26 protein-coding genes are annotated in these 26,345 nt (G+C 32.5%); 22 read left to right on the forward strand and 4 right to left on the reverse strand.

Annotated features, from left to right (window positions below; genetic code table 11):
• The first annotated feature begins 380 nt into the window (after positions 1–380).
• The 7 genes from LG295_RS04100 (at position 381) to LG295_RS04130 (ending at position 5,799) form a co-directional block, all read left to right on the forward strand.
• The gene (locus tag LG295_RS04100; protein WP_107558035.1) at positions 381–1,190 is read left to right on the forward strand and encodes an energy-coupling factor transporter ATPase; all 810 of its coding nucleotides are present in this window, start codon (positions 381–383) and stop codon (positions 1,188–1,190) included.
• Positions 1,187–2,050 carry an energy-coupling factor transporter ATPase gene (locus LG295_RS04105; protein WP_107531073.1) on the forward strand — a complete coding sequence of 288 codons (864 nt, stop codon included), beginning with the start codon at positions 1,187–1,189 and terminating at the stop codon, positions 2,048–2,050. The genes LG295_RS04100 and LG295_RS04105 overlap by 4 nt, the downstream gene beginning before the upstream one ends.
• On the forward strand, positions 2,040–2,846 hold the full coding sequence (locus LG295_RS04110; RefSeq protein ID WP_107531072.1) for an energy-coupling factor transporter transmembrane protein EcfT: 807 nt from the start codon (positions 2,040–2,042) through the stop codon (positions 2,844–2,846). Before LG295_RS04105 ends, LG295_RS04110 begins: the two co-directional genes overlap by 11 nt.
• 6 nt (positions 2,847–2,852) lie before the next feature.
• Positions 2,853–3,647, forward strand: coding sequence for a tRNA pseudouridine(38-40) synthase TruA (gene truA, locus LG295_RS04115; RefSeq protein ID WP_107531071.1), 795 nt, complete (start codon positions 2,853–2,855; stop codon positions 3,645–3,647).
• A gap of 215 nt (positions 3,648–3,862) precedes the next feature.
• Positions 3,863–4,300 carry a 50S ribosomal protein L13 gene (rplM, locus tag LG295_RS04120; protein ID WP_107531070.1) on the forward strand — a complete coding sequence of 146 codons (438 nt, stop codon included), beginning with the start codon at positions 3,863–3,865 and terminating at the stop codon, positions 4,298–4,300.
• Between the two features lie 19 nt (positions 4,301–4,319).
• Entirely contained in the window at positions 4,320–4,712 is a 393-nt protein-coding gene (gene rpsI / locus LG295_RS04125; RefSeq protein ID WP_017722946.1) for a 30S ribosomal protein S9, read from the forward strand.
• A 220-nt stretch (positions 4,713–4,932) separates the two neighbouring features.
• On the forward strand, positions 4,933–5,799 hold the full coding sequence (locus LG295_RS04130) for an alpha/beta hydrolase (protein ID WP_107558036.1): 867 nt from the start codon (positions 4,933–4,935) through the stop codon (positions 5,797–5,799).
• A gap of 122 nt (positions 5,800–5,921) precedes the next feature.
• Here the strand turns inward: LG295_RS04130 and LG295_RS04135 are convergent, their stop codons facing one another.
• The gene (locus LG295_RS04135) at positions 5,922–6,929 is read right to left on the reverse strand and encodes an LLM class flavin-dependent oxidoreductase (protein ID WP_107531068.1); all 1,008 of its coding nucleotides are present in this window, start codon (positions 6,927–6,929) and stop codon (positions 5,922–5,924) included.
• 149 nt (positions 6,930–7,078) lie between these two features.
• Here LG295_RS04135 and LG295_RS04140 point away from each other — a divergent pair, with 149 nt between their 5' ends.
• The 6 genes from LG295_RS04140 to LG295_RS04165 all read left to right on the forward strand — a co-directional run bounded on the left by LG295_RS04140 (position 7,079) and on the right by LG295_RS04165 (position 12,411).
• Positions 7,079–8,086: an NADP-dependent oxidoreductase gene (locus tag LG295_RS04140; protein ID WP_107558037.1), complete on the forward strand. Its 1,008-nt coding sequence runs from the start codon at positions 7,079–7,081 to the stop codon at positions 8,084–8,086.
• A 20-nt stretch (positions 8,087–8,106) separates the two neighbouring features.
• Positions 8,107–9,114 (forward strand): zinc-binding alcohol dehydrogenase family protein, encoded by a 1,008-nt coding sequence (locus LG295_RS04145; RefSeq protein ID WP_107558038.1) that lies wholly within the window; start codon positions 8,107–8,109, stop codon positions 9,112–9,114.
• 216 nt (positions 9,115–9,330) lie between these two features.
• Complete coding sequence (locus LG295_RS04150; RefSeq protein ID WP_107531065.1) at positions 9,331–10,914, forward strand: BCCT family transporter; 1,584 nt, start codon at positions 9,331–9,333, stop codon at positions 10,912–10,914.
• A 134-nt stretch (positions 10,915–11,048) separates the two neighbouring features.
• A complete protein-coding gene (gene amaP, locus LG295_RS04155; protein WP_017722952.1) occupies positions 11,049–11,585 on the forward strand; it encodes an alkaline shock response membrane anchor protein AmaP in 537 nt (178 codons plus the stop codon).
• 12 nt (positions 11,586–11,597) lie between these two features.
• Positions 11,598–11,837, forward strand: coding sequence for a DUF2273 domain-containing protein (locus tag LG295_RS04160; RefSeq protein ID WP_029378536.1), 240 nt, complete (start codon positions 11,598–11,600; stop codon positions 11,835–11,837).
• 73 nt (positions 11,838–11,910) lie between these two features.
• Positions 11,911–12,411, forward strand: coding sequence for an Asp23/Gls24 family envelope stress response protein (locus tag LG295_RS04165; RefSeq protein WP_107531064.1), 501 nt, complete (start codon positions 11,911–11,913; stop codon positions 12,409–12,411).
• A gap of 236 nt (positions 12,412–12,647) precedes the next feature.
• On the opposite strand, the gene LG295_RS04170 is transcribed toward LG295_RS04165, so the two are convergent.
• A complete protein-coding gene (locus LG295_RS04170; protein WP_326000719.1) occupies positions 12,648–14,603 on the reverse strand; it encodes an IucA/IucC family protein in 1,956 nt (651 codons plus the stop codon).
• Positions 14,604–14,705: 102 nt separating this feature from the next.
• On the opposite strand from LG295_RS04170, the gene LG295_RS04175 reads away from it, so the two are divergent.
• The 7 genes from LG295_RS04175 to LG295_RS04205 all read left to right on the forward strand — a co-directional run bounded on the left by LG295_RS04175 (position 14,706) and on the right by LG295_RS04205 (position 23,384).
• A complete protein-coding gene (locus tag LG295_RS04175) occupies positions 14,706–15,884 on the forward strand; it encodes an MFS transporter (RefSeq protein WP_107531616.1) in 1,179 nt (392 codons plus the stop codon).
• On the forward strand, positions 15,881–17,638 hold the full coding sequence (locus LG295_RS04180) for an IucA/IucC family siderophore biosynthesis protein (RefSeq protein ID WP_107558040.1): 1,758 nt from the start codon (positions 15,881–15,883) through the stop codon (positions 17,636–17,638). Before LG295_RS04175 ends, LG295_RS04180 begins: the two co-directional genes overlap by 4 nt.
• Positions 17,639–17,641: 3 nt before the next feature.
• The gene (locus LG295_RS04185; protein WP_107558041.1) at positions 17,642–18,703 is read left to right on the forward strand and encodes an alanine/ornithine racemase family PLP-dependent enzyme; all 1,062 of its coding nucleotides are present in this window, start codon (positions 17,642–17,644) and stop codon (positions 18,701–18,703) included.
• Between the two features lie 95 nt (positions 18,704–18,798).
• A complete protein-coding gene (locus LG295_RS04190; RefSeq protein WP_107531619.1) occupies positions 18,799–19,809 on the forward strand; it encodes a Fe(3+) dicitrate ABC transporter substrate-binding protein in 1,011 nt (336 codons plus the stop codon).
• Positions 19,810–19,820: 11 nt separating this feature from the next.
• The gene (locus tag LG295_RS04195; RefSeq protein ID WP_107531620.1) at positions 19,821–20,855 is read left to right on the forward strand and encodes an iron ABC transporter permease; all 1,035 of its coding nucleotides are present in this window, start codon (positions 19,821–19,823) and stop codon (positions 20,853–20,855) included.
• Positions 20,852–21,814: an iron chelate uptake ABC transporter family permease subunit gene (locus LG295_RS04200; protein ID WP_326000722.1), complete on the forward strand. Its 963-nt coding sequence runs from the start codon at positions 20,852–20,854 to the stop codon at positions 21,812–21,814. The genes LG295_RS04195 and LG295_RS04200 overlap by 4 nt, the downstream gene beginning before the upstream one ends.
• Positions 21,815–22,064: 250 nt before the next feature.
• On the forward strand, positions 22,065–23,384 hold the full coding sequence (locus LG295_RS04205; RefSeq protein ID WP_326000735.1) for a YjiH family protein: 1,320 nt from the start codon (positions 22,065–22,067) through the stop codon (positions 23,382–23,384).
• Between the two features lie 137 nt (positions 23,385–23,521).
• Here LG295_RS04205 and LG295_RS04210 read toward each other — a convergent pair whose 3' ends face one another.
• Both LG295_RS04210 and LG295_RS04215 read right to left on the reverse strand, forming a co-directional pair.
• Positions 23,522–23,848 carry a heme oxygenase gene (locus LG295_RS04210; protein ID WP_107531623.1) on the reverse strand — a complete coding sequence of 109 codons (327 nt, stop codon included), beginning with the start codon at positions 23,846–23,848 and terminating at the stop codon, positions 23,522–23,524.
• Between the two features lie 240 nt (positions 23,849–24,088).
• Positions 24,089–24,349: a hypothetical protein gene (locus tag LG295_RS04215; protein WP_039069806.1), complete on the reverse strand. Its 261-nt coding sequence runs from the start codon at positions 24,347–24,349 to the stop codon at positions 24,089–24,091.
• Between the two features lie 175 nt (positions 24,350–24,524).
• Here LG295_RS04215 and LG295_RS04220 point away from each other — a divergent pair, with 175 nt between their 5' ends.
• Positions 24,525–25,028, forward strand: a complete 504-nt coding sequence (locus LG295_RS04220) for a metal-dependent hydrolase (RefSeq protein ID WP_107558046.1) — start codon at positions 24,525–24,527, stop codon at positions 25,026–25,028.
• A gap of 115 nt (positions 25,029–25,143) precedes the next feature.
• Complete coding sequence (locus tag LG295_RS04225; RefSeq protein WP_107531625.1) at positions 25,144–26,331, forward strand: UTP--glucose-1-phosphate uridylyltransferase; 1,188 nt, start codon at positions 25,144–25,146, stop codon at positions 26,329–26,331.
• Positions 26,332–26,345: the final 14 nt, after the last annotated feature.

Here is a 26,345-nt window from a genome sequence, read left to right on the forward strand (position 1 = left end):
TGTTTGCCACATACAAATATTGTCTAGCTCAGAGTACCCCATCAAAACTTAATAAAATTTAAAGCGTGAACTCAAAATATGATGGGGTGCGCGCTTTTTTTATTTAATCCCCCTTAATTCTTTAGAATTTAGGGGGATTTATGCAATAGCGAACTGCAGCCCCTTAATTCTTTAGAATAAAAAAAGGAAAACATTAGATAAGTGAATGCATAAGCAGTACTATCTAAACGAAGTTTAGAGAACTGCTTAAGACTTATGTATGTAGCTACTGATAAAATCAGAATTGAGTAATTCTTTAATGGTAGTATATATTCATATTTTCATGTAAAATAGATAAGGTATATAAAAAATAGACTTACTAAATATTGGAGGCAATCGTTATGGATACGCAAGAGCATATTATTACATTTAATCATGTTTCATTTAAATATAATAGTGATGAACCGCTTGCGTTGAATGATGTATCATTCAGTATTCCAAAGGGGAAATGGACTTCTATAGTTGGTCACAATGGTTCAGGGAAATCTACGATTGCTAAATTAATGGTAGGTATTGAAAAGCCTTTTGAAGGTAATATTTATTTTAGAAATGAAGCTATCAACCAACAGAACCTTGATTATTTTAGACAACATATTGGTATTGTATTTCAAAATCCAGAGAATCAATTTGTAGGTTCAACTGTTGAATTTGATGTAGCCTTTGGCTTAGAAAATCATAGCGTCTCTTATGATGATATGAGAGCGATAGTGCCCAAAGCTTTGGATGATGTAGATATGTTAGATAGAGCGAATTATGAACCTCAATCGCTTTCTGGTGGTCAAAAACAACGTGTTGCTATAGCCGGGGTACTTGCATTAGATACCGAGATAATTATTTTAGACGAAGCGACATCTATGTTAGATCCTGCTGGTAGAAAAGACTTAATTGATTTAATTCATCGTTTGAAAGAAGAAAAAGATGTAACTATTATTTCTATTACGCATGATTTATCAGAAGCTGCAGAAGCTGATTACCTCGTTGTATTAAATGAAGGCGAGATATATCAAACAGGACTACCAAACGCTATCTTCAGTGATGGTGATAAACTAACTCAAATTGGTTTAGACTTACCATTCTCTATACGAATGCATAATCAATTATTAGGCAGTATTGATTTCATAACATATGAAGGGTTGGTAAAAAAATTATGACTGTTAATTTTAACCAAGTAAGTTATGTTTATCAAAAAGGGACACCATTTGAGCATCAAGCCTTAAATGAAATTGTAACGACTTTTGAACAAGGAAAATATTATGCAATCATTGGTCAAACTGGCTCTGGAAAGTCTACATTGATTCAGCATTTTAATGGTCTACTTAAACCAACAGAAGGTTCGCTTCAAATTAACGATGTGGTAATTAGTCATAAGACGAAAGATAAGTATTTGAAGAATGTTCGCAAGCGAGTGGGTGTTGTATTCCAATTTCCAGAGTCACAGTTGTTCGAAGATTCAGTAGAACGCGAAATATTATTTGGGCCAAAAAACTTTAATATGCCATTAGATGAAGTGAAGGAAAGAGCATTTCGCTTGCTTATAGAATTTGGATTTAATAGAGATATATTACAACAGTCGCCATTTCAAATGTCTGGTGGACAAATGAGGAAGATAGCTCTTACATCCATATTAGCAATGGATCCTGACATTGTTATACTTGATGAACCTACAGCGGGTCTTGATCCTAAAAGTAGAAAACAGATAATGGAAATGATCAAGAAACTCCAAGTTGAACAGCAAAAAACAATTATTCTAGTGACGCATGAAATGAATGATGTGGCGAAATATGTGGATGAAATAAAAATTATGCAACACGGTCACCTGATAGAATCATGTACTCCTCGAAAACTATTTAGTGATACGAATTATGTAAATCAAATGCATCTTGATGTACCAGACATTGTGAAATTGCAACGAGATTTAGAAGATAAGCATCAATATTATTTCAATAAAATTGCTTTGACAGAAGAAGAATTTGTTGAGATGTATAAGGGGTGGCAACAAGATGAAAGATAAATTTATTATAGGACGTTATCTTCCACTAGATACGATTATACATCGGTTAGATCCACGTGCGAAATTGATTTTTGTCTTTGTATTTATTATTTTAATCTTTTTTGCGCATTCTTTTGCAACGTATGTATGGCTATTTATTTCAATTATTACGTTTATGAAACTAGCACAAATTAAATTATGGTTCTTGGCCAAGGGGTTAACACCTATTTGGATTTTTCTAATATTTACTTTTTTAATGCATTTGTTCTTAACAAAAGGCGGTACAAGGTTAGTTGAATTAGGTTTCATCTCAATTGATACAGATGGTATTTTAGAAGGTATTTATATTGTTTTGCGGCTTATGTTTATCATTATGATTTCAACCATTATGACGTTAAGTACAAGTCCAATTGATTTAACTGATGCTTTTGAAAAACTACTATCACCACTCAAATTAGTGAAAATACCTGTACACCAATTAAGTATGATGATGTCTATTGCGTTAAGGTTTATTCCCACGTTAATGAATGAGTTAGATAAAATTATACTGGCCCAAAAGTCAAGAGGTTCTGAAATTAGTTCTGGTAGTATAATCAATAGAGTGAAAGCATTTGTACCTTTGTTGATTCCTTTATTTATTTCTGCGTTCCAACGCGCTGAAGATTTGGCGATTGCGATGGAAGTGAGAGGTTATGATACGAAAAAGCAACGGACAAATTATCGTAAACTACAGTGGCAAATGAAAGACAGTTTAACGTTGTTAATATTATTGCCACTATCAGTAATATTATTTGTGTTAAAATTCATGGGAGTGTAATAAATCATGCGTGTGTTAGTTAATATTTCTTATCAAGGAAGCCAATTTCTAGGTTTTCAAATACAACAAAATGGAAGAACGGTACAACAACAATTCGAAAAGATATTAAAGCGTATGCATAAGCATGATGTGAGGATTCATCCAAGCAGTAGAACAGATAGAGGCGTGCATGCAATTGAGCAATATTTTCATTTTGACACAGAGTTGAACATTCCTGAGCAACAATGGCAATATGCGATGAATCGAGCATTACCAGGTGATATATATGTCAATCATGTCAGTTTTGTTAGTGATGACTTTCATTGCAGATATGATTGCGTAGGCAAATCTTACCGGTATAAAATTTATCAAGCTGAGCACAAAGATCCGTTTCTTAATGGCTTAAAAACACATATCGCTGAAACGCTAGATATAGATAAAATGAATACAGCTGCACAATATTTTATAGGTACGCATGATTTTACAGGTTTCTGTTCACAAAAAACAGAAGTTGTTAGCAAAGTGAGAACACTTTATGAAAGCCGTATAGAAAAAACAGAAAATGGCTTTGACTATATTGTCACAGGCTCCGGTTTCCTATATAATATGGTGCGTGTGTTAATAGCCTTTTTAATTGAAGTAGGCAAAGGAAAACGACAACCAGAAGAAATACCTAAATTATTAGAGGATAAAGATCGAAATAAAGTGCCTTTTACTGCACCTGCAGAAGGGTTATATTTAGAGAAGATTTATTTAACACCAAGTGAATTAACCACTGATTTTGGTAATGATATAAAATTACATCAAAAAAAATCGATATGAAATTGTTAAATGTCGTTGACAAAATGACAAAAAAATTATACGATTACTAACGGTATTGTTTTATATCACCCACGATAAGCCCCGGAATCTTATTGTGTTACAAGATATAGAAGCACGTAGAAACAAACTATTTAAAAAAATAGATGAAATTTAAGATTTAGTAAATATAAACTATTAATTTAAGAAACATTTATTTATTCTAGGAGGACAATTATATGCGTCAAACATTTATGGCTAATGAATCAAACATTGAGCGCAAATGGTATGTTATTGATGCTGAAGGTAAAACACTTGGTCGTTTATCATCAGAAGTAGCAGCTATTTTACGCGGTAAAAATAAAGCAACTTATACACCACACGTTGATACAGGTGATTATGTAATCGTCGTTAATGCTTCAAAAATCCACTTTACTGGTAACAAAGAGCGCGATAAAATGTACTATCGTCACTCAAATCACCCAGGTGGTATTAAATCAGTTTCAGCTGGTGAGTTAAAAGCTAACAACCCAGAACGTTTACTTGAAAATTCAATTAAAGGTATGCTTCCAAGCACACGTTTAGGCGAAAAACAAGGTAAAAAATTATTTGTATATGGTGGCGCTGAACATCCACACGCTGCACAACAACCAGAAAACTACGAGTTACGTGGTTAATTAAAAGGAGGAAATTACATTGGCACAAGTTGAATATAAAGGCACAGGCCGTCGTAAAAACTCAGTAGCACGTGTCCGTTTAGTACCAGGTGAAGGTAACATTACTGTTAACGGCCGTGATGTACGTAGTTATTTACCATTCGAATCATTAATTTTAGACATTAACCAAGCATTTGATGTAACAGAAACTAAAGGTAACTATGATGTATTAGTTAACGTTCATGGTGGAGGATTTACTGGACAAGCTCAAGCAATCCGTCACGGAATTTCACGTGCATTATTAGAAGCTGATCCTGAATATAGAGGTTCTTTAAAACGCGCTGGATTACTTACTCGTGACCCTCGTATGAAAGAACGTAAAAAACCAGGTCTTAAAAAAGCTCGTCGTTCACCTCAATTCTCAAAACGTTAATATTGTCGAAGCTGTTGCGAATTCAATTCGCTTACAGATATGGTACACAAGTTCTATAGCAATTTGTGTTCAATTGAACAGACGTTTCAAACTTCCCAAGAAATTGGGAAGTTTTTTTGTATTATTTTAATACTATATATTTGTATCAAAATGAATGACTAATCACGTAAAGTGTCATAATATAAATAATAGGACGCAATTTTAAATTTGAGGTATTTATATGAAGATTAACAAACGTAGAACTAATATATATCTGACAATTGTATTGATCACATTTATTTTATTTGTCATTATTATGATCGCGGCTTTTAAAACATATAGTCAATATAAAGAAAATAATTATAAGTATGCTAATATACCTACATTCTATTTACATGGTTATGGTGGGACAGAGAATTCTATAAAGTACATGATTAATTCTGCAGTACAAAAAGAAATTACAGAAGAAGTAATCAAAGCAAAAGTTTCTAAAGAGGGAATGGTGACATTCGAGGGCGCATTATCACCTGATGCAAAGAATCCAGTCATTGAAATTATATTAGAAGATAATACAAATAAAGATTTAAATAAAAATGCGCAATGGATACAACAAGTTATCATTGCTACGATGAGTCAACATCACTTTGACCAGTTTAATTTTGTCGCACATTCTATGGGAAATCAATCTTTCAGCTACTATATGTTGAACTATGGCGATAATCAAAACTTACCAAAACTAAATAAGCAAGTGAGTTTAGCAGGTAATTTTAATGGTGAAGTTGACATAGATGGTCTTGATTTAGATGTTAAATTAGATGAAGATGGTAAACCAAATAAAATGCTAAAAGCATATAAAGATTTGTTGCCTATGAAAAAGTCATATCCAAAAACTACAAAAGTATTAAATATTTATGGTGATATAGAAGATGGCACACATTCTGATAATCGGGTTACCAATGTTTCATCTAAAGCATTAAGGTATTTAGTTGATGATAAAGTAAGTAATTATGAAGAATTTAAAGTAACAGGACAAAATGCTGATCATAGTGAACTTCATGATAATACTTATGTCACTGATAAAATGAATCAATTTTTATGGGGGAAATAAAGTTAAAGTACTTCTTAATGAATTGATTTTGTAGCATTTATACAAGAGCTCAAGTTCTTGTTATTCTATATATTAAGCAAATGGCACATACACATCAGCTTCACTACATGTGTATGTGCCATTTATTTATGCTTAAAGTTCGCTGTTGCGAGTAATTGAATTAATTGTTTTCTATTATCTTCTCCATAAACATGTGGTTGGATCATCATTTCATCGACATCAAAGTCAGTCATCATCCCTTTTAATTTGGAGATGACTTCATTAGCTGAACCTACTATGACCCGATGATTGTGTTGATTCATTTTTTCAATTTCTCTAGAAGAAAATGATTTTTGTTTTGCATAGTCCACTGAAGGATAGAATTTTGGTTGGTCTAAGTAACCAATACGCAATAACCACAAATGAAACGCATTAGCTAAATCTTGACGCAGGTATTTATTATCTGCCGTAATTACAAAAGAAGCCATTATGACATAAGGATGATGTAAAGGATGCTGTGCTTTGAATGAAGAACGGTAATAGCTTATTACAGATTTGATTTGTTCTTTATCTTGCCCCATATTGGCAATAACAAAAGGTAATCCTCTAATAGCAGCAAGTGATGCACTTTTTTTGCTTGTACCCAAAATAAACATATTAGGCTTAGTGTTGATAAGTGGCATTGCATATAAATATTTATATTGATGATTTATATCGTTGTCACTGTCACTATTAAAATAAGCTATTAGATCATCAATTTGATTCTCATAATCAACGGGTATTGTTTTATGTTCATTTAAAGCTTTATTTACATTGTTATAACTCTTAGAATGGCCAGTACCTAAGTTGACTCTACTAGGGTGTCTAGCTTCCATAGTTTTAAATACTTCAGCCACTTTATACGCACTATAATGTGGCAACATAATGCCACCACTGCCAATTTGAATTGAGCTAGTATTTTCTAATAATGACATCATAATCATTTCAGGTGCACTGGACGCTACTGAAAAGACTTGATGATGTTCAGCAACCCAATAACGTGTGTAATTTAGCTGTTCAGCTAATTGGGCTAATTCAACAGTATGATTTAATGCTTGAGTAGCGGTACGTCCTTCAAATATTGGCACATAATCTAAAATACTAAGTTTCAATATACAATCTCCTAACGTGATAAAAAGAAAAAATGTTTTATAAATTAGCAATAGCATAACACGTTATTGAAGTATTAAATAAGCGATTTGATTGATTGATGATAAGTATCCCTTTAGAATAAAGTCAAACAATGAATGGAGGTAATATAATGAATACAGAAAGAATTGTATTGGCAAAAAGACCTGAAGGAATCCCATCCGATGATGTATTTAGATATGAAACTGTTGAGATAGACGGACCGAAGCAAGATGAAATTCAAATAGAATCGTTATATATATCAGTAGATCCTTACATGCGTGGCCGTATGGATGATAGTGAATCATATGTAGCCCCATTCGAATTAGACAAACCAATGAATGGTCACGTAGTAGGAAGAGTCATCGAATCAAGTGTAGATGGATTTACAAAAGGTGACATTGTTACCGGTACGTTCCCATGGCAAAAAATAGTGAATATAAAAGCCAAGCATGCTATTAAAGTAAGTAAAACTGACATTCCTTTATATCTATATCTTAGTGTTTTAGGAATGACTGGACAGACAGCTTATCATGGCTTACTAAAAATAGGACAACCACAAGAAGGTGAAACTGTTGTAGTATCAGCTGCCTCAGGTGCAGTTGGCTCAGTTGTAGGTCAAATAGCAAAATTAAAAGGCGCGCATGTAGTTGGCATTGCAGGTGGAAGTGAAAAAACAAATTATTTAACTGAAGAACTAGGCTTTGATGTAGGAGTAGACTATCAAGCGAATGATTTTGCTGAGCAATTGGCGAAAGCAGTGCCGAATGGTGTAGATGTTTATTTTGAAAATGTAGGCGGCACGATTGCGGATGAAGTTATGAAACACCTTAATCAATTTGCTAGAATTCCAGTTTGCGGTGCTATTTCTGGTTATAACAATACAGAAGTTGAATATGGCCCTCGTATCCAACCAATTATTATTAAAGCACAAGCATTGATGCAAGGATTTATTGTTGCTAATTATGCAGACGATTTTCCAAATGCTAGTAAAGCACTTGCACAGTGGGTCCAAGAAGATAAAATTAAAACTAAGACATCTGTTAAAAAAGGTTTTGATAGCTTGCCAAATGCCTTTAGAAACTTATTTACAGGTGATAATTTCGGAAAACAAGTTGTTCAAGTATCAGATGATGTTTAATCAAGAAAGGAGTGCGTATGATGAAAGCGATAGGAGCAGATCAAAGTTTTAATCTAGAAGATGGCAATTTATTTTATGAGTTCGCTGTTGATACTCCCAAACCTGAACAATATGAATTATTAGTACGTGTTGAAACAATTAGTGTTAACCCTGTAGATACAAAAATCAGAAAGACAGTGGTTGAACAAGCGCCAAGAGTTTTAGGTTTCGATGCTGTAGGTGTGGTAGAAGCAGTAGGTGAAGGTGTTAATCACTTTAAAGTTGGAGATGAAGTTTTTTATTCAGGCTCTCCTAAATATCAAGGTTCTAACCAATCTTATCAAATTGTCGATGAGCGTTTAGTAGCGAAAAAGCCTAAAAATATTTCTAATGTGGACGCAGCAAGCTTACCACTAACTGGTTTGACAGCTTATGAAACCCTGTTTGATGTATTTAAAATATCCTTTAATCCAGAAGAAAATAAAGGGAAATCTATTTTAATTATAAATGGTGCTGGTGGTGTAGGAAGCATAGCAACACAAATCGCTAAACACTATGGTTTACATGTGATCACTACGGCATCTCGTGAGGAAACACACCAATGGTCTAAAGATATGGGTGCAGATATTGTATTAAATCATAAGCATGATTTAGCTGAAGAGTTTAAGAAATATGAAATTAGTGAAGTGAATTATATTTTCTGTACCTTTGATACGGATATGTATTATGAAAAAATGATTGAATTAGTAAAACCAAGAGGTACGATTGCAACGATTGTTGCTTTCAAAAATAATCAAGATTTAAACTTGCTGAAACCAAAGAGCATCACATTTACGCATGAATTTATGTCATCAAGACCTATTCACGAAACCGAAGATATGCAAATACATCGTGATTATCTTACTGATATTTCTGAAAAAATAGAAGCGGGTATATACAAACCGACCGTGAATGAAGTAATAGATGGCTTAACTGTTGAAAACTTGTACGATGCACATGTTAAGTTAGAAAATCAAAGTATGATAGGTAAGCTAGTGATTAAACTTTGAAATCAAGATTAACAAAGATGACTAATTAAATAAAAATGAATTTAAATCTAAGCGTCTTCTATAGTTCATCATGGTATGGTGGATAGGAAGATGCTTTTTATTTTAAATAATATATATAAATTTTATAATATGTTTTATTTTATGGATTTTACGAATATATACAATAAGTTAGGGTATGTAAGTTACATAACAGTATAGGGAGTGTGTAATTTTGACATGCGTTTAAACAGATTAACGGTTGTATTTTGGATAGCATTATCAATTTGTACCTTGTTTGTTGTATATGGTGCAATATTGCCAAAACAACTAGAAACAGTAACACAAAATATTACAAATTTTATTGCATTAAATTTTGGCTGGTACTATTTATTATTGGTACTTGTCATATTAATTGTATGTGTGTATCTATTATTCTCTAGATATTCATCAATTACATTAGGTGAAGATGGAGAGGATCCAGAATTCTCATTGAAATCTTGGTTTGCTATGTTATTTAGTGCTGGTATGGGGATAGGATTAGTTTTTTGGACTACAGCAGAGCCAATCAGCCATGCATTTACGTTAACACCTTTACATAAAGCAGGTACGCAAACTGCAATTAATGATGCCATGCAATTCTCATTCTTTCATTGGGGTGTCCATGCTTGGGCAGTATACGGCATCGTTGGTCTAGTTTTTGCTTATTTTAATTTTCACAAAGGGTATCCAGGATTAGTAAGTGCGACGTTAACACCGATATTAGGTTCTAAAATGATGAGAGGGCCCGTAGGTGGTTCGATAGATGTGTTAGCGATTATCGCTACTGTTACAGGTGTAGCAGCAACACTTGGATTCGGTGCATTACAGATTAATGAAGGATTGAATTTTTTATTTGATATACCTTCAAATTTTACAACTCAGGTAATTATTATTGTGATAGCAACGATTTTATTTACTTGGTCAGCTTGGTCAGGTATTAATAAAGGAATCAAAACATTGAGTAATATTAATATGATACTCGCTTTTCTAGTACTCATCGTATTATTTTGTGTAGGCCCAACTTTAACCATACTAAATACCTTTACCAATTCACTTGGTGATTACATTGCAAATTTCTTTAATATGAGTTTACGTATTCCACAATCAGGTGGTGAAAAATTCCAATGGTTACAACAATGGACGATTTTCTACTGGGCTTGGTGGATTTCATGGGCTCCATTTGTTGGAATATTTATTGCTCGTGTTTCAAGAGGTAGAACAATTAAAGAATTTATTTTGGGTGTTTTATTTGTACCAGCGCTAGTTTGTTTCTTATTCTTTGCAGTATTTGGGGCGTCTGCTACTTATTTACAGCAACATGGTATCGCAAATATTGCGAAAGAGGCAACGGAGACTGCTACATTTGCAACTTTAGAACATTTTCCACTAGGGTTCTTGTTAAGTATAGTGACATTAATTGTGATTATGATTTTCTTTGTAACTTCAGCAGACTCAGCGACATACGTTTTAGGTATGTTAAGTTCTAAAGGTAGTATTAATCCAAAAGGTATTGTAAAAGTTAGCTGGGGTATCATATTAGCTTTATTTGCAATGATTATGATATACACTGGCGGTACGCAATCTATACAGAACTTATTAATTATTGCTGCTTTACCATTTTCGATTGTCATTATATTTATGATTTGGTCACTTTTTAAATCATTAGCAATTGAAAAGCCAAGACCGAGTAATAAGTTGCTCGTCTCAGACGACAAACTATTACAATATCGTATTGCAAATCATCCAGAACTAGCTGACGAAGTAACAAAGGACAATCAATAAAATGGACTAACAAATTTGTTTTGTAATAAAAGTTAAAAATAAAATTCAATAAAAATGTTTCTAAGAATTTTTTTAAGGGTAGTAGTTCTGTATGACAAGTACATATTAACAAAGCATAGGAGGTGTCATACGAGGTGAAACGACTTAAGAATTTTATCCTAGGCATATTAATTGTAGTAATCGTTGGATTTTTACTCTTTATGTATATTCAAGATTCTAGAATTAGCCAGTATCAAGACTATTTTAATCAGTTTAACTGGTTTGAACCAACACTCATTGGTTTAGCGGCGTTACTCATTATTATTGGTCTTATATTAGTATTCAGCTTGTTTAAACCTACGTATAGAAAACCCGGACTATATAAAGATTTCGAAGATGGTCATATTTATGTATCGAGAAAAGCAGTTGAAAAATCTGCATACGATACACTTACGCAATATGATCAAATACGTCAACCAAACGTGATTGCAAAACTTTATAATAAGAAAAAGAAATCACATATTGCTTTAAAAGCAGATTTCTTTGTTCCTGGTGATGTTCAGGTTAATTCTTTAACTGAAGAGATTAGAAATGACATCAAGCAAAATGTCGAGCATTTTACAGAATTACCAGTATCAAAATTAGAGGTTAATGTTAGAGATCAAAAAACCTCAGGCAAACGTGTGTTGTAAGGGAGGGTTATCATGGCTAACAATAATAACCAAAATGGACAAGATTCTACGCAAGAAGTTGTTGAATTTTTCAAAACGTTTAAATGGAGAATCATTGGCTTCTTAGCATTTCTAATCATAGCAATATTATTTTTAACTTTAGGTTTCTGGAGTACAATTTTAATTCTAGTATTATGTTTGATTGGAATTGGTGTTGGGTATACTAAAGACCGTAAGCAAGACTTTTTAAATTTCCTTAATCGATGGAGTTAATCGATTAAATTTTATGAATTCTGATGTAATAAAATTTTTAAAACAAATTATATAAGGTAAAGGAGAATGCAATATGGCAGTAGACAACAATAAAGCTAAACAAGCTTATGACAATCAAACAGGAGTTCAAGAAAAAGAACAAGAAAAAAGACAAGAGCAGCAAAATCAAGAACCTCAATTCACTAATAAATTAACATTCTCAGATGAAGTAATCGAAAAAATTGCAGGTATCGCTGCACGAGAAGTTAGCGGTATCTTAGAAATGAAAGGCGGATTCGTCGACAATATTTCTAGTTCATTTGGTAGCAGTAACAATGTTACACAAGGTGTTAGTGTAGAAGTTGGAGAAAAACAAGCTGCTGTTGATTTAAAAGTAGTATTAGAATATGGTGAATCAGCACCAAAAATCTTCCGCAAAGTAACTGACTTAGTTAAAGAACAAGTTAAATATATTACTGGTCTTGACGTAGTTGAAGTTAACATGCGCGTTGAAGATGTTATGACTAAAAAAGAATGGTCTCAAAAAAATGAGAAAAGCCAAAACTCAAACAACGAGGAAAAAGGTTTACAATAATTAAGAACCATTCAATTTAATAAAAAGGTCCGAAACATTTAATGTTTCGGACCTTTTTATTTATGAAAATTATTATATATACATATAAGTATTAACTCAAGCACTGCGTTTTTAAAAGGTAGTAATTTTTATACTCATAATTTTCAACTTTAGTAACTCTATATAAAGCTTCTTTGATGTCCTCAGACAAGATACTTACAAAGTTGTTATTAGAATAGACACTTCATTTATTATTGTTATTTCATGTTTCTGTATAAAGGATTACTCACTTTAATGTAAGTATAATAATCTGCTTCATCTTCTAATCTCATTGTAGTAACACATTTATAATCGATTTGTGGCGCAAATAATACAGATTTTATTTCTGTAATTCTGTCGTTATCAGTCATTGTTGATGCAATATCTTCTAATTTTTCATACATGATATCACTTATAATTGACCAAATCTGTTGCTCTAAGTCATTACTTTGACTAGATTGAGCTATGGTTACAATTAATTCACCAAGATGGTTTTGAATACTAGAATAAAATACTTTGTTGAAAACGGTTTGCGACTGATCTGTAAGAATTAATGATTTTTCATGAAAGTCTGATGTACTATAGCCGGCTTGATTTAAATAAGTTTTATCAATACGCAGTCCTTCAAAATCACGAATATACAAAGTATGGATTGAACCGTCTTGATTGAAGGTAGTTATAGAGTTTTGTAAATGTGCTTCTAATGCAATACCGTATTTTACATATAAAGGTAGGGCTATATCAATCAGAGCTTTACTATATTCTGCTATCCATTTGCTACATGCTTCGTCATAACTGTCAATATTGAAAGTATTAGCGTATGTTTTGATTAATGTCACGATAGGTGACTCATTATTATTGCTGTAATGTGCAACTAAGCTAGAAGGAATGAGCGGTATTGTCTGATATTCCTTAATATTATAAATATTTTCTCTGAAGAGCGTACCTAACTGTTCGCTCTTTATTGTTTGTTGTGATGGTATGTCTTGTGGATTATAAAAATGAATACCAGCAACTTCATCAATCGTATCTGCCTGAATATGATTAAATAATGGATCATGTTGTTTAATATGATTTAATATGCGTGTGACCTGTGGTCCGTTATATGTTGTTTGTTCAGATAGCGTACGTATCTCACCTGTAATATGCACATTCGTTGATAATTTAATGTGCGGTTCAATATTTGGGCTTTGTGGCATTAATGTTCTAAATGACAGACCAGCATAATAATTTAAATCAAAGTCTAAAGGAATAAGCTGCTGCTTATTTAACTCATTCTTATAATCATTTTCTAACACAGCATTATATTGCCATGGGTGAACTGCCATAACATAATAATTATCAATTTGATCATCAGTTAATAATTTTGCTACAGCTTCATAAAGACCATCAAATAATGTAAATACTGTTTCGTTATAAGGCTTCGCTAATGATTGGACTTTCGCAATATCATGGTGAATTAATATAAATTTCATAGCGATGGCATTTCCAAACTCAGAAGAATAATTAATAGCAGTTTCTGGTGTCATACCTTTACGTAATTTTGCACCGGGATGTAATGGATGACCTTCAACAACTGCTTGTTCAGACATTAAATAGCTATCCTTCGCATTAATAATTAATTCTAAAAGTGGTTCATTATTTTGAGATAATGTAATGGATTGATAACTTAAAGAAATAGCCATATTCGCAACACTATTATTCATATCGTCCTTAAATTGGTTACTAGCTTCGTTATCAAGGTTAGGCGCTTCTATTAAAATAGCGTTTAAAATTTCATTTGGATGTAATATACGCTCTAAATGATTTTCATATTCAAAATAAAACGGCCCTTCAACATCGATTCTGTCAAAGGCATGTTGTCCTGAAATAGGTGCATATAAAGTTTTTTTGGCTTCCGGAAACGTTATTTTTAAAATGAAAGGTTGCGTGATTGCAACATCCAAGTTTAAGTTTTGTGCCTTGATAATCTCACTGTGATGTCGACTCTGAACTAAATTCTCTCTATGTAAAGAAGTGATTAATCTTTGAGAAATTTTATCGCGACTTTCTAATAATATATCTTCAAAAGCATTTGCCCATCGTATATCTGTCGAACGTAAATACGATAAAGCGTATTGTTCGTCATTAGTGAGTTTTTCAATTGAATTGTTGTCGTTTATTTTGTGATTCATAATGCACCTCTAAAAAAATTATTTTACAAATGTATAAGATATTTGTATAATCCATAATATCGATAATGATAATTATTATCAATTGAAAACAGGAGGAATTTTATGGCAAAGTATTTTTTTCCTAGTTCATTCCTACTGTTCTTAGGGAATTGGATTGGACAAATCACGCTAAATTGGTATGTATTTACTCTATATCATAACGCAATTTATCTAGGACTGATTAATTTTTTCCGACTCGTACCTATTTTACTCATAAGTGTATGGGCTGGAAGTTTAGCTGATAGATGTGATAGAGGAAAATTATTAAAATTAACAATAACCTCCTCATTTTTATTAACAACGATACTATGTATTTTAACATTTCAAAATCCACAATTACCGATAATTGTATTTTTGTTATATTCTCTAGGCCGTGGCATTATGAGTGCAATAGAAACACCAGTACGTCAGGCAGTATTACCAGATTTGACACAACGATTAACAACAACACAAACAGTATCGTATCACTCATTTATTATAAATATATGTCGTTCGATTGGACCTGCGATAGCTGGCTTTATTATGGCGGTTTATAATGCGCAAATTAGTTTTGGGATACAAGCGCTATGTTATTTCATTTCGTTAATACTTTGTTTACCGTTATCATTCAGTCACAACGTACTATCAAAGGCAAATCCTGAAGTAAGTTTTAAGTACGTCATCAATTACTTTAAAGACAATCAAGTAGGGGCCAGAATATTTGTGACATCGTTACTTATTATGGCAACTGGTTTTACTTATACTACACTTTTACCAGTGTTAACAGACAAGACATTCCCTAATCAAGTAACAATATTTGGTAGTGCTATGACTTGTTGCGCAATAGGCGGTATTTTAGCAACAATAGTTTTACCTAATATTTTAGAAAAAGTATCTATGGTCAAAATGTATTACATAAGCTCTGTGCTATTTGGTGTATCATTACTGTGTACGATTAGTAGCAATACTTATTTATTATTTATTTCATTATTCTTCATTGGTCTGTTTAGCCAATGGGCAAGAACTACAAATAGAATATATTTTCAACATAGAGTAGAACCTGAACACAGGGGGAAAATACTTAGTGTCATTATGATGGATAGAGGTATGATTCCTTTAGGAGCCATGCTGATGAGTTTCTTAGCAGAACTTATTGGTATTATTGAAACCTTTATTATTATGGGGATGAGTACATTTGTCATTGCATTGTTATTCAGTGCAATTACAAGAAGGCAAAGAAAAAATGGAGGCAGTATTGTATGATGCATGAAACATGGCAATTGGCAGATAGAAATGTGCAGTATCGTATTTTTAACGCAATTATTAAAGAGCAAATATTTCCACAAGGTATGTTATTTAATGAATTTGATCACTGTGTTGAAATACAATATAAAGGCCAAGTGTTGCAATTAAACAAAGTTAGAAAAAGTGCTATGGAACGTTATGAATTTTATGGTGTGATTTTCTATATCAAGGGTAAGGCACAAGTAACGATTGAGACTTTAGAACAACTATTAGAAGTACTAGAAGTACATTTTAATATGCCTATTAGTCAACGATTAACAGATGAATTGATTTCTAGTAGAGAAGGTTTCGCCCTGACTTATGAACATTTTCAACATAGAAAGTCTTTGATACATGCAACGCTAAAATTTTCAAAAATGCCTGAAACAATTAACTTCTTTTCATGGCTACAACATATGGTTGGATCAAAGCAAATCAATGATTTGAATTACTCTGAAAGCCTTGTTATTGAAGGGCATCCTACACACCCATTATCTAAGACTAAACTTCCATTAACACCTGATGAAGTAAGAAAATACGCGCCAGAGTTTGAAAAGCTTATTCCATTAAAAGTTATGCTCATTCATAAAGATAATTGCGTAATTACTTCTATGGAAGATGATGCAAACTATATGATAGATGAAGTTATTCCAGAATATCGATATAAATTAAAAGGATTTTTAGCACCACATGATTTAGAGTTAAAAGATTATAGTGTTGTACTTGTACATCCTTGGCAATATGAAAATGTTATTGTTCACAAATTTGCAGACTGGATATTAGAAAAACGATTACTACCTACGCCTTTTGAAGTTGAGTCTAAAGCGACTTTATCATTTAGAACTATGCAACTTGTTCACAAGCCGTTTCATATTAAATTACCAGTCAATATACAAGCAACAAGTGCTATAAGAACTGTGTCGAGTGTGACAACGGTAGACGGTCCTAAATTAAGCTATGAATTACAAGACATGTTAGCTATCTATCCGCAGTTACAAGTTGCTATGGAACCATTTGGTATACATGCCAAAACTGAACCAGATGATGCAAGGCATTTGGCGTGTATCGTACGACATCAACCTTATATTTCAGATAACGGTACAACGCTAGTAACTGCAAGTTTAGTTAATAAAAATCCTGTCGATAACCAAATAACCGTAGATAGCTATATCAACTGGGTGAATGATGGTTTAACGATAGATGCGATTAAGCAATTTCTATTGCACTATAGTAAAGCATTAATCGACCCATTAATTGCTTATATTCAAGATTATGGTATTGCTTTGGAAGCACACATGCAAAATACAATCGTGAATCTAGGGCCGAATTATCAAATGAAGTTTATCGTTAGAGATTTAGGTGGTTCAAGGATAGATTTAACAACATTAAAACATAAAATTCCTAATATTGATGTTACTAACACGAGTTTAATTGCAGAAAATATTGAAGCGGTCATAGCTAAGTTTCAACATGCAGTTATTCAAAATCAAATTGCAGAACTCATTCACCATTTTGCGCAATATGAATTCGTAAAAGAATCCGAATTATTTGAATTAGTAGGTGAGATAGTTGAGCACGCAATCGATTTTAATAAACCACATGCTAATAAGTTAAAACAAGTATTGTTCGGTGAAACGATAACGGTAAAAGCACTTTTACGCATGAGAATGGAAAGTAAAGTAAAACAATATGTGACCATTGATTTGAGAAATCCTATATATAAAGAGGTGTAATAGATGGCTGAAATAAAGATAAATTTGTCCAAAATACAATATAATGCACAAGTATTATTGTCTATTTTTCAACAGAATCATATGCAATTTACACCAGTTATTAAATGCGTAGGTGGCGATAGAAAAATTGTTGAAACGTTAAAACAAATCGGTATAACGCATTTTGCTGATGCACGTATTGACAATATTAATAAAACTAAAGATCAAAATTTATCTTATATGATGATAAGAACGGCTAGTCAATATGAACTGGAAGATGTTGTTAGATATAGCGATATAAGTATACAGACAGAAATAGCGACAATCCGCAAATTAAATGAAATTGCCCAAAAGAACCAGGTAAAACATCACATATTACTTATGGTTGATTGGAAGGACGCAAGAGAAGGTATACTGACATATGACATTGTAGATTATATTAATGAAATACTTTCGATGCATCATGTAAGTGTGATTGGATTAGCATTTAATTTTATGTGCTTTCAATCAATTATTCCAACTGAAGCAGATGTATCACTTATTAATCAATTCGTAGAATCAGTTGAATTAGAAACGGATATGAGATTTAAAATAATCTCAGGTGGCAATTCCAGTATGATATCACAAATGCTATATCAAGATATGGGGAAGATTAATGAGTTACGTGTAGGAGAAACGCTTTTTAGAGGTGTTGAAACAACAACTAATCAACCGATAGCCTCTTTGTATCAAGATGCTATCATTTTAGAAGCGGAGATAGTTGAAATTAAACCACGTATTGATATTTCATCAAGTCAGCAATATTTACAAGCCATCGTTGATATCGGCAACTTAGATACATTTATCGAAGATATTAAACCACATCACCACCAAGTTAAAGTGATAGGGGCAACTAGCGATCACGTAATGATTGATTTGTTAAACCAAGACCACTATCAAATTGGTGATAAAATTCAATTTAGTTTAGGTTATAAGGCATTGGCACAAAGTATGTATATGACAAATTTAGGTAAAAATTATATTCATGATAGTGTTATTGAAAAAATATGCCACAACTTTAATATTCAAAAATCTAATCGTATTTAAAATTCATTAAATGTTTTAAAAGTTTTTGTTGACACCGATAATCATTATCAATAAAATTGAATATGTAATTATACATATTCTAAGGAGTGAAAACGATGAAACATAGTTATAAAATTATGGCTATCCTGTTTTTAACTTTAACCGTAGTAATGTTGTCTGCATGTGGCAGCGTCAGCGATAAAGGTTCTGACAAATCCAGTAAAGGTGATGACGACAAAGATGGCATAACAATTAAGCATGATGGAGGTACGACAAAAATTGCTAAAGACCCTAAACGCGTTGTAGCATTGGAATTCTCATTTGTCGATGCACTTGCAGCATTAGATGTTAAGCCAGTTGGCGTTGCTGATGATGGTAAAAAAGATAGAATCCTTAAACCTATTCGTGAAAAAATTGGCGATTATAAATCAGTAGGTGCACGTAAGCAACCTAACTTAGAAGAAATAAGTAACCAAAAACCAGATGTTATTATCGCAGACAGCAATAGACATAAAGGCATCCAAAAAGATTTAGAAAAAATTGCACCAACAATTATGCTGCCTAGCTTTGACAGTGATTATAAAGACAACTTAGAAGCATTTAAAACAATTGCAAAAGCAGTAGGTAAAGAAGATAAAGGTAAAGATAGATTAAAAGAGCATAATGAGCTAATGGATAAATACAGTAAAGAAATTACAATGGATAAATCACAACCTGTATTAGCATCAGTAGTTGCAAAATCAGGCCTATTAGCACATCCTGAAAATACATATGTCGGAGAGCTGTTAAAAGAGTTAGGTTTTGATAATGCGTTAAATAAAACGAAAACGGACAACTTATCTAAATATCTAAAAGGGCCATACTTACAATTAAACCCTGAAGTACTTTCTGATATTAATCCTGGTCGTATGTTTATTATGGCTGATAAAGGTGAAAATGATCCAAACCTTAAAAAACAAGAAGAGGATCCTGTTTGGCAAGATTTAGATGCGGTTAAAAATAATCGCGTATCTGTAGTGGATAGAAATACATGGGCTCGTGCAAGAGGTATTATATCTTCCGAAGAAATTGCAAAACAACTTGCTGAAATTTCTAAAAATGAGCAAAAAGACTCACAACAAAAGTAGGATGAACGGTAATGATTAAATCACATAGCGTTAACCCAACTAAATCAAATAAAAAGAAAACTCAAAAACGTACTGCACTCACATTTATTGTGAGTGTATGTGCGCTTTTTGTCATTATATACTTCAACCTGAGTGTTGGAGCTTCACAAATTACTTTTCAAGATTTTATAGATTACAGTGTAAAACATATTGATACAAAAGAAACATTTTTAATACATAATGTCCGTATGCCAAGAATGTTTGCTGGCCTTTTAATAGGGGCCGCACTTGGCGTTTCGGGTTTGCTAATGCAAGCGATGACTCGTAATCCTTTGGCATCACCACAAATATTTGGTGTTAACTCAGGAGCTTCATTTGTAATTGTATTTATTTCAATGATTGTACCAGCTTTAACTGCGTATTCAACGATATTAGCCTTTATAGGTGCTTTTATCGGCGGATTGACAGTGTATACACTATCAGGTTCGACTAGAGGGATGACTCCTATAAAGTTAGCATTAGCCGGAATGGCTATTCATTTATTCTTTTCTAGTATGACCCAAGGAATTATATTGCTAAATGAAGATGCAACTTCAACTGTGATGTTTTGGTTAGTAGGTTCTTTATCAAGTATTCAATGGCCGCAAGTCATTGGTGTATTTCCTTGGATAGTAATGGCTTTCATTGGGGCAATTTTTATATCCAAGCAATTAACTATTATGGAATTAGGTGAAGATTTAGCAACATCGCTAGGGCAAAATGTCAAAGTTGTACGAATTACTGTTGGACTACTTGTCATTGTTTTAGCAGGCGCATCTGTTTCAATAGCAGGACCAATTGGTTTTGTAGGACTCATTGTGCCACATATTGTAAAACATTATATTCGAACAGATTACAGGCTAATGGTACCGTTGACGATGATTATCGGTGCAGATTTATTATTGTTATCTGATGTCTTAAGTCGTCTAATAGCATTTCCGTTTGAATCACCTGTAGGTATTGTTACCTCATTTGTAGGGGCGGTATACTTCTTATTTATTACAGTTAGAGGAGTTGATAGACTATGATCGGGAGATTAAATTTTCGTTATGGTATCGTTGTAATATTAATTATAATCTCAGCAGTTGCATCATTGTCTATCGGTGCAGTTTGGGTTAATCCAGTCGAAGCGGTTAAAAGTTTATTTACACAAGATAACTTTATATTAAATGAATACCGTATACCAAGGATGATTCTCGCAATTATTGTGGGGAGTAGCCTTGCGATTTCTGGTGCACTTATTCAAGGCGTAGTAAGAAATGCACTTGCTTCGCCAGATGTTATTGGTATAACTAAAGGTGCAAGTTTATCAGCAGTCTCTATCATTATGCTATTCCCTTCTGCGCCACTCTTCATTTTACCGTTTGGATCATTTGCTGGTGCCTTATGTATAAGTTTGATTTTGACATTATTAATTGCAAAATTTAATGTTAAAGGGTCTAAGTTAGCGTTGATAGGTTTAGCAATAGGTGCAATATGTACAGCGGTAGTGCAATATTTATTAATACGTAATCCGCAAGATGCCAATACAGCATTAGTGTGGTTAACAGGTAGTTTGTATGGCCATAGTATGTCGAACGTTTTGGTTATTTTACCTTGGTTTATCGTTGCGTTACCGATTATCTTTTATTACTGTCATCAGCTCGATATTTTAACTTTAGGTGATGATATAGCAATCGCATTAGGTACAAAAGTGAAAAAAATTAAAATGATATTGTTACTATTAGCTGTTATTTTAGCAGGTGCATCTATTTCAGTAGTGGGTGGATTGAGCTTTTTAGGACTCATCTCTCCACATATAGCCAGAAGAATTGTTGGACATAAACACGTACACATTACTATTATGTCAGGATTGATAGGAGCGTTAATCTTATCAATAAGTGATTGTTTAGCGCGAGGCATACATCCACCTATCGATATTCCTGTGGGCGTTGTTGTTGCAATCGTCGGTGTACCTTACTTTTTATTCTTATTGAGAAAAATTTAATAATAAATTGCAAAAGTAAACGCTTTCATTTAAAGTAGAGTTAATTCTAAATATTAGGGTTAACTCTACTTTTTTATACAAAAATAACAACAAATAGACACAATTTATAGATTTACATATTTATACATCTTAAGTTATAATTATTGGTGTTGTTTTTTAAGTATATATCAAATAATACACCTAAGGGGTGAATGTAGTGACTCAGTATAATAAATCACAGCGCACACGTGGGCAGCTTAAATTCATTATCATGTCATTAATTGGTATCATTTTATTCTTAATACCAATTACAGTGACAGAAGATGGTGAAAAACAAACAACACTCCCTGTTGCATTTTTAGCAGGATTACTAAAAGATTTAATTGGAAATGCTATGCCATTGGTTATTGTAATCATCATTACGATATCAGGTATTTTATCTATTTTATGTTCGACAGTATTGAAAAATAAATTTAAACCAGAAGGTCTAATGAACAATGCATTCAATGTAAAGTTTGTCTGGTTGATTTTAAGAATATTAGCAGTAGTGTTTGTTTGGATGACATATTTAAAAGTAGGTACTAGCGTTATTTATTCCGAAGACACGGGTGGACTTGTGTTTGAAAGCCTATTACCTACATTAGTCACAGTCTTCTTCTTTGCAGCATTGTTTTTACCATTACTTATGGAATACGGATTATTAGAATTATTAGGACCAATTTTCAGACCGATTATGAGACCTTTATTTACATTACCTGGACGGTCAACGGTTGATAATCTAGCATCATTCATTGGTGATGGAACAGTAGGGGTTTTAATCACTAGCAGACAATATCAAGAAGGATTTTATTCTAGAAGAGAAGCGACAGTTATTGCTACTACGTTTAGTGTTGTTTCACTAACATTTGCCATTGTTGTTGCCGAAACTGTAAATATGCAAAATCATTTCTTCTATTTTTATTTAACTGTAATCATCTCTTGTTTAGTATGTGCGTTTATATTGCCAAGAATTTGGCCGCTTAGATCTATTAAAGATGAATACTCAAAAGAAGTGTCTGAAGAAATGAGAACAGAAAAATTACCTGACAATAAAACTGCTCTCGGCCATGGTTTTGATATGGCGACTGAAACAGGTATCAACGCACCAGGATTTAAATCATTTTTTAAATCAGGTTTCAAGACCGTGATAGATATGTGGTTTGTAATTTTACCGGTAGTGATGAGTGTAGGTACGCTTGCAACCATTATAGCAACATATACACCACTATTTGCGATTATTGGGAAACCATTTGTACCATATTTAGAATTACTGCAAATCCCTGAAGCAGCCCAAGCATCAGAAACAGTATTAATTGGATTTGCTGATATGTTCTTACCATCAATTTTAATTGAAGGTGTCGGTAACGATATTACATTATTTGTTGTCGGTGCATTGAGCATTACACAATTGATTTACTTATCAGAAGTTGGTGGAGTAATCTTAGGTTCTAAAATACCAGTAAGTATTTTTAAACTCTTTATCATATTCTTAATAAGAACAATTATAGCGTTACCTATTATATCGTTAATGGCTCACTTGTATTTCAATTAAAATACAGGATACAGAAAATTAAATCTAACAAGTTAGTAAATTCTACTTAGTTGAAAGCAAAAAGAAGCGTCATAGACATTTACGTGTCCAGGGCGCTTCTTTTTATTTATACGATCTAACATCTATAATCAGTTGAATTATAATGATTCATTACTTAGTACTGATATTACATTGGCTTTAACAACTTTATTACCCAAGACAGGCGATTCTTCGCTACTAGATTTTGATCTTCCTTCATGAGCTTCTTTGAAGGCATCACTTTGAAGCCATGCTTTAAAATCGTCTTCAGTTTCCCACCATGTATTGATATACATTTGGTCGTAATCTTCCTCATCATCAATTAACCAAACTTCTACTTTATGAAATCCGTCTAGTTCTTGTATTTTCCCACCTTGAGTAAATTTAGGAGCCATCTTTTCAGCAAATCCTTTTTTTACATCAATTCTGTTCGTCACTACATACATGAAACGCACCTTCTTTCTATAATATATTCACAGTATACCATTGATAATTTATTAATATAATTGAGAACCCTTATTAGTTAGTAGGACATTGATTAACTATATAACTTTTTACAAAGATGTATTAAGCTTGAGGGATATTATAAATTGTTCCAGCTTCTCTATAATAATAAAAAATAGCTATGATGGCATCTATTGTCATAGATTTCATCATAGCTAATCATAGTATATTTTTTAAATTAATTATTTAGTTAATTCGTTATAAACTTTTTGATCATTTTGTGTGTATATAATGTATTCATGGTCATCAGTGTCGATGATAACACGGTTTGTTTTTCCAAATGTAGAACCAATTCTTGAAACTTTATTTCTATCAAGTTTAGGAACTTCATGAATATTTTGGTCCTGTGAAATATTTTTAATTTCACTTGTTGGAATCTTAATATCTGCAACTCTCCATTGAATTCTTACTTCACTGTTATCTTTTTTTACTGTCATTGCCATATACCGAACACATCCTTTAATTAATTTATAGCTATAGCATACAATAAACTGCAAACGTTTTCAAGTGATTGTGTGATACTTTTTGAAAATAGGTCATACTCATGTTTTTAACGAAAGTATGTTCGCATTTAACGCGTAAATGTGCTAAAATATAAACTGATAAGGAGTAGTGAAAATGACAGGTAAAACCCACGCATCATGCGGCTTATTAGTCGGAGCTTTAACATTAGAATATTTTCATACTGATTTGTTTACATCTGTTACAGTTATAACGCTTGCAGTTATTTCGAGTTTGTTACCTGATATTTGCCACGCACAAAGTAAAATTGGTAGACGATTTAAACTTATTAGTTACTTAATTAGAATGGTATTTGGACACAGGACATTTACACATTCACTTTTATTTATAGGTATTATTATCTTTTTACTGTATTTGATTCAAACCCCGAATTATTATTTGAGTAGTATTGTTCTCGGTTGGTTTTCGCATGTTATACTAGATATGTTAACCCCAAGAGGTGTTAAATTATTTTATCCTGTTCCAATAAGTGTGAAATTCCCAGTGGTGTTTAAAACAGGTGGCCTAGTTGACTTGTCTTTAGCTAGTGCGTTATCTATTGGAGCAATTTATGTAATTTTTCAACCGTCTATACATAAGTTATTATTGAATTGGTTATAATTATGGTTGTACTGAGCATCATAATAATATAAAGTACATATAGTGAAATTATATATCCGTAATGTAAATAAGATATATTTTTTATTTAAATATTTGGATATTAAGGAGAGAGAGCATGCTAGATAAGAAAGCCTTAGAAAAGTTTAATCAAGACCATCTCATTGAGTTTGAAAAATTGATGAGCACAAATGAGAAAGAACAACTATCTGAAAAACTAGATGCACTAAATTTAACGGATATTCAAGATTTATACGAGGATTTATATGTAAATAAAAAAGAAATTGATGATGTTACTTCTATCAATGAAGTAAAGTATGATATAAAAAATGAATTTACAGATGAAGAGATCGAGCAATATGAAAAAGTTGGGCTTGAAGCTATTCGTAAAGGTAAATTTGCAGTACTACTTATGGCCGGTGGGCAAGGTACGCGATTAGGATATAAGGGTCCTAAAGGTTCTTTCGAAATCGAAGGCGTAAGTTTGTTTGAGATTCAGGCTAAACAACTATTAGCATTAAAAGAGCAAACAGGCGAATTCGTTGATTGGTACATCATGACTAGTAAAATAAATGATCAAGAAACACAGTTATTCTTCGAATCAAATAATTACTTTGGCTATGACAAATCACATGTGCATTTCTTTATGCAAGACAATATTGTAGCCTTATCTGAAGAAGGTAAATTAGTATTAGATGTAGATAATAATATTTTAGAAACACCAAATGGTAATGGTGGTGTATTTAAAGCACTTAAAAAAGCTGGATATTTACAAGAAATGTTAGATAATGGTGTCGAATATATTTTCCTAAATAACATCGATAATGTACTAGTTAAAGTACTTGATCCATTATTTGCAGGATATACATTCCAAAATAGTATGGATATTACTACAAAATCTATACAACCTAAAGATGGCGAAAGCGTTGGCCGTTTAGTCCATACAAAACATAAAGATATGGTACTTGAATATTCAGAACTAAGTCCAGATGTAGCAAATGAATTTAATAATGCTAATATAGGAATTCATTCCTTCAAACTTTTATTTATTAGTAATGTCGTTGACAATGAATTGCCATACCATTTAGCAATCAAAAAATTAAAACAGTTAGACGAGGACTTTGGTGTGATTGAGCAGTCAACTTTGAAATTTGAATTGTTTTATTTTGATATATTCCAATATGCAAATAGCTTTATTACTTTACAAGTTCCGAGGGATGAAGAATTTTCTCCTCTCAAAAATAAAGAAGGTAAAGATAGTGTTGAAACAGCTAGAGCAGATTTAAAACGTATGAATATGATATAAAAAAGGTGGTTACA

This window comes from Staphylococcus pseudoxylosus, from assembly GCF_044794325.1.
GTDB classification, from domain to species: domain Bacteria; phylum Bacillota; class Bacilli; order Staphylococcales; family Staphylococcaceae; genus Staphylococcus; species Staphylococcus pseudoxylosus.

Coding starts and splice junctions, on each gene's coding strand:
- LG295_RS04165 (WP_107531064.1), top strand. CDS start 11,911: ATGGCAGTAGACAACAATAAAGCTAAACAAGCTTATGACAATCAAACA.
- LG295_RS04150 (WP_107531065.1), top strand. CDS start 9,331: ATGCGTTTAAACAGATTAACGGTTGTATTTTGGATAGCATTATCAATT.
- rplM (WP_107531070.1), top strand. CDS start 3,863: ATGCGTCAAACATTTATGGCTAATGAATCAAACATTGAGCGCAAATGG.
- LG295_RS04195 (WP_107531620.1), top strand. CDS start 19,821: ATGATTAAATCACATAGCGTTAACCCAACTAAATCAAATAAAAAGAAA.
- LG295_RS04145 (WP_107558038.1), top strand. CDS start 8,107: ATGAAAGCGATAGGAGCAGATCAAAGTTTTAATCTAGAAGATGGCAAT.
- LG295_RS04215 (WP_039069806.1), bottom strand. CDS start 24,349: ATGGCAATGACAGTAAAAAAAGATAACAGTGAAGTAAGAATTCAATGG.
- LG295_RS04210 (WP_107531623.1), bottom strand. CDS start 23,848: ATGTATGTAGTGACGAACAGAATTGATGTAAAAAAAGGATTTGCTGAA.
- LG295_RS04100 (WP_107558035.1), top strand. CDS start 381: ATGGATACGCAAGAGCATATTATTACATTTAATCATGTTTCATTTAAA.
- LG295_RS04225 (WP_107531625.1), top strand. CDS start 25,144: ATGCTAGATAAGAAAGCCTTAGAAAAGTTTAATCAAGACCATCTCATT.
- LG295_RS04175 (WP_107531616.1), top strand. CDS start 14,706: ATGGCAAAGTATTTTTTTCCTAGTTCATTCCTACTGTTCTTAGGGAAT.
- LG295_RS04200 (WP_326000722.1), top strand. CDS start 20,852: ATGATCGGGAGATTAAATTTTCGTTATGGTATCGTTGTAATATTAATT.
- LG295_RS04105 (WP_107531073.1), top strand. CDS start 1,187: ATGACTGTTAATTTTAACCAAGTAAGTTATGTTTATCAAAAAGGGACA.
- LG295_RS04220 (WP_107558046.1), top strand. CDS start 24,525: ATGACAGGTAAAACCCACGCATCATGCGGCTTATTAGTCGGAGCTTTA.
- LG295_RS04110 (WP_107531072.1), top strand. CDS start 2,040: ATGAAAGATAAATTTATTATAGGACGTTATCTTCCACTAGATACGATT.
- truA (WP_107531071.1), top strand. CDS start 2,853: ATGCGTGTGTTAGTTAATATTTCTTATCAAGGAAGCCAATTTCTAGGT.
- LG295_RS04190 (WP_107531619.1), top strand. CDS start 18,799: ATGAAACATAGTTATAAAATTATGGCTATCCTGTTTTTAACTTTAACC.
- LG295_RS04130 (WP_107558036.1), top strand. CDS start 4,933: ATGAAGATTAACAAACGTAGAACTAATATATATCTGACAATTGTATTG.
- LG295_RS04170 (WP_326000719.1), bottom strand. CDS start 14,603: ATGAATCACAAAATAAACGACAACAATTCAATTGAAAAACTCACTAAT.
- LG295_RS04140 (WP_107558037.1), top strand. CDS start 7,079: ATGAATACAGAAAGAATTGTATTGGCAAAAAGACCTGAAGGAATCCCA.
- LG295_RS04180 (WP_107558040.1), top strand. CDS start 15,881: ATGATGCATGAAACATGGCAATTGGCAGATAGAAATGTGCAGTATCGT.
- LG295_RS04160 (WP_029378536.1), top strand. CDS start 11,598: ATGGCTAACAATAATAACCAAAATGGACAAGATTCTACGCAAGAAGTT.
- LG295_RS04185 (WP_107558041.1), top strand. CDS start 17,642: ATGGCTGAAATAAAGATAAATTTGTCCAAAATACAATATAATGCACAA.
- LG295_RS04205 (WP_326000735.1), top strand. CDS start 22,065: ATGTCATTAATTGGTATCATTTTATTCTTAATACCAATTACAGTGACA.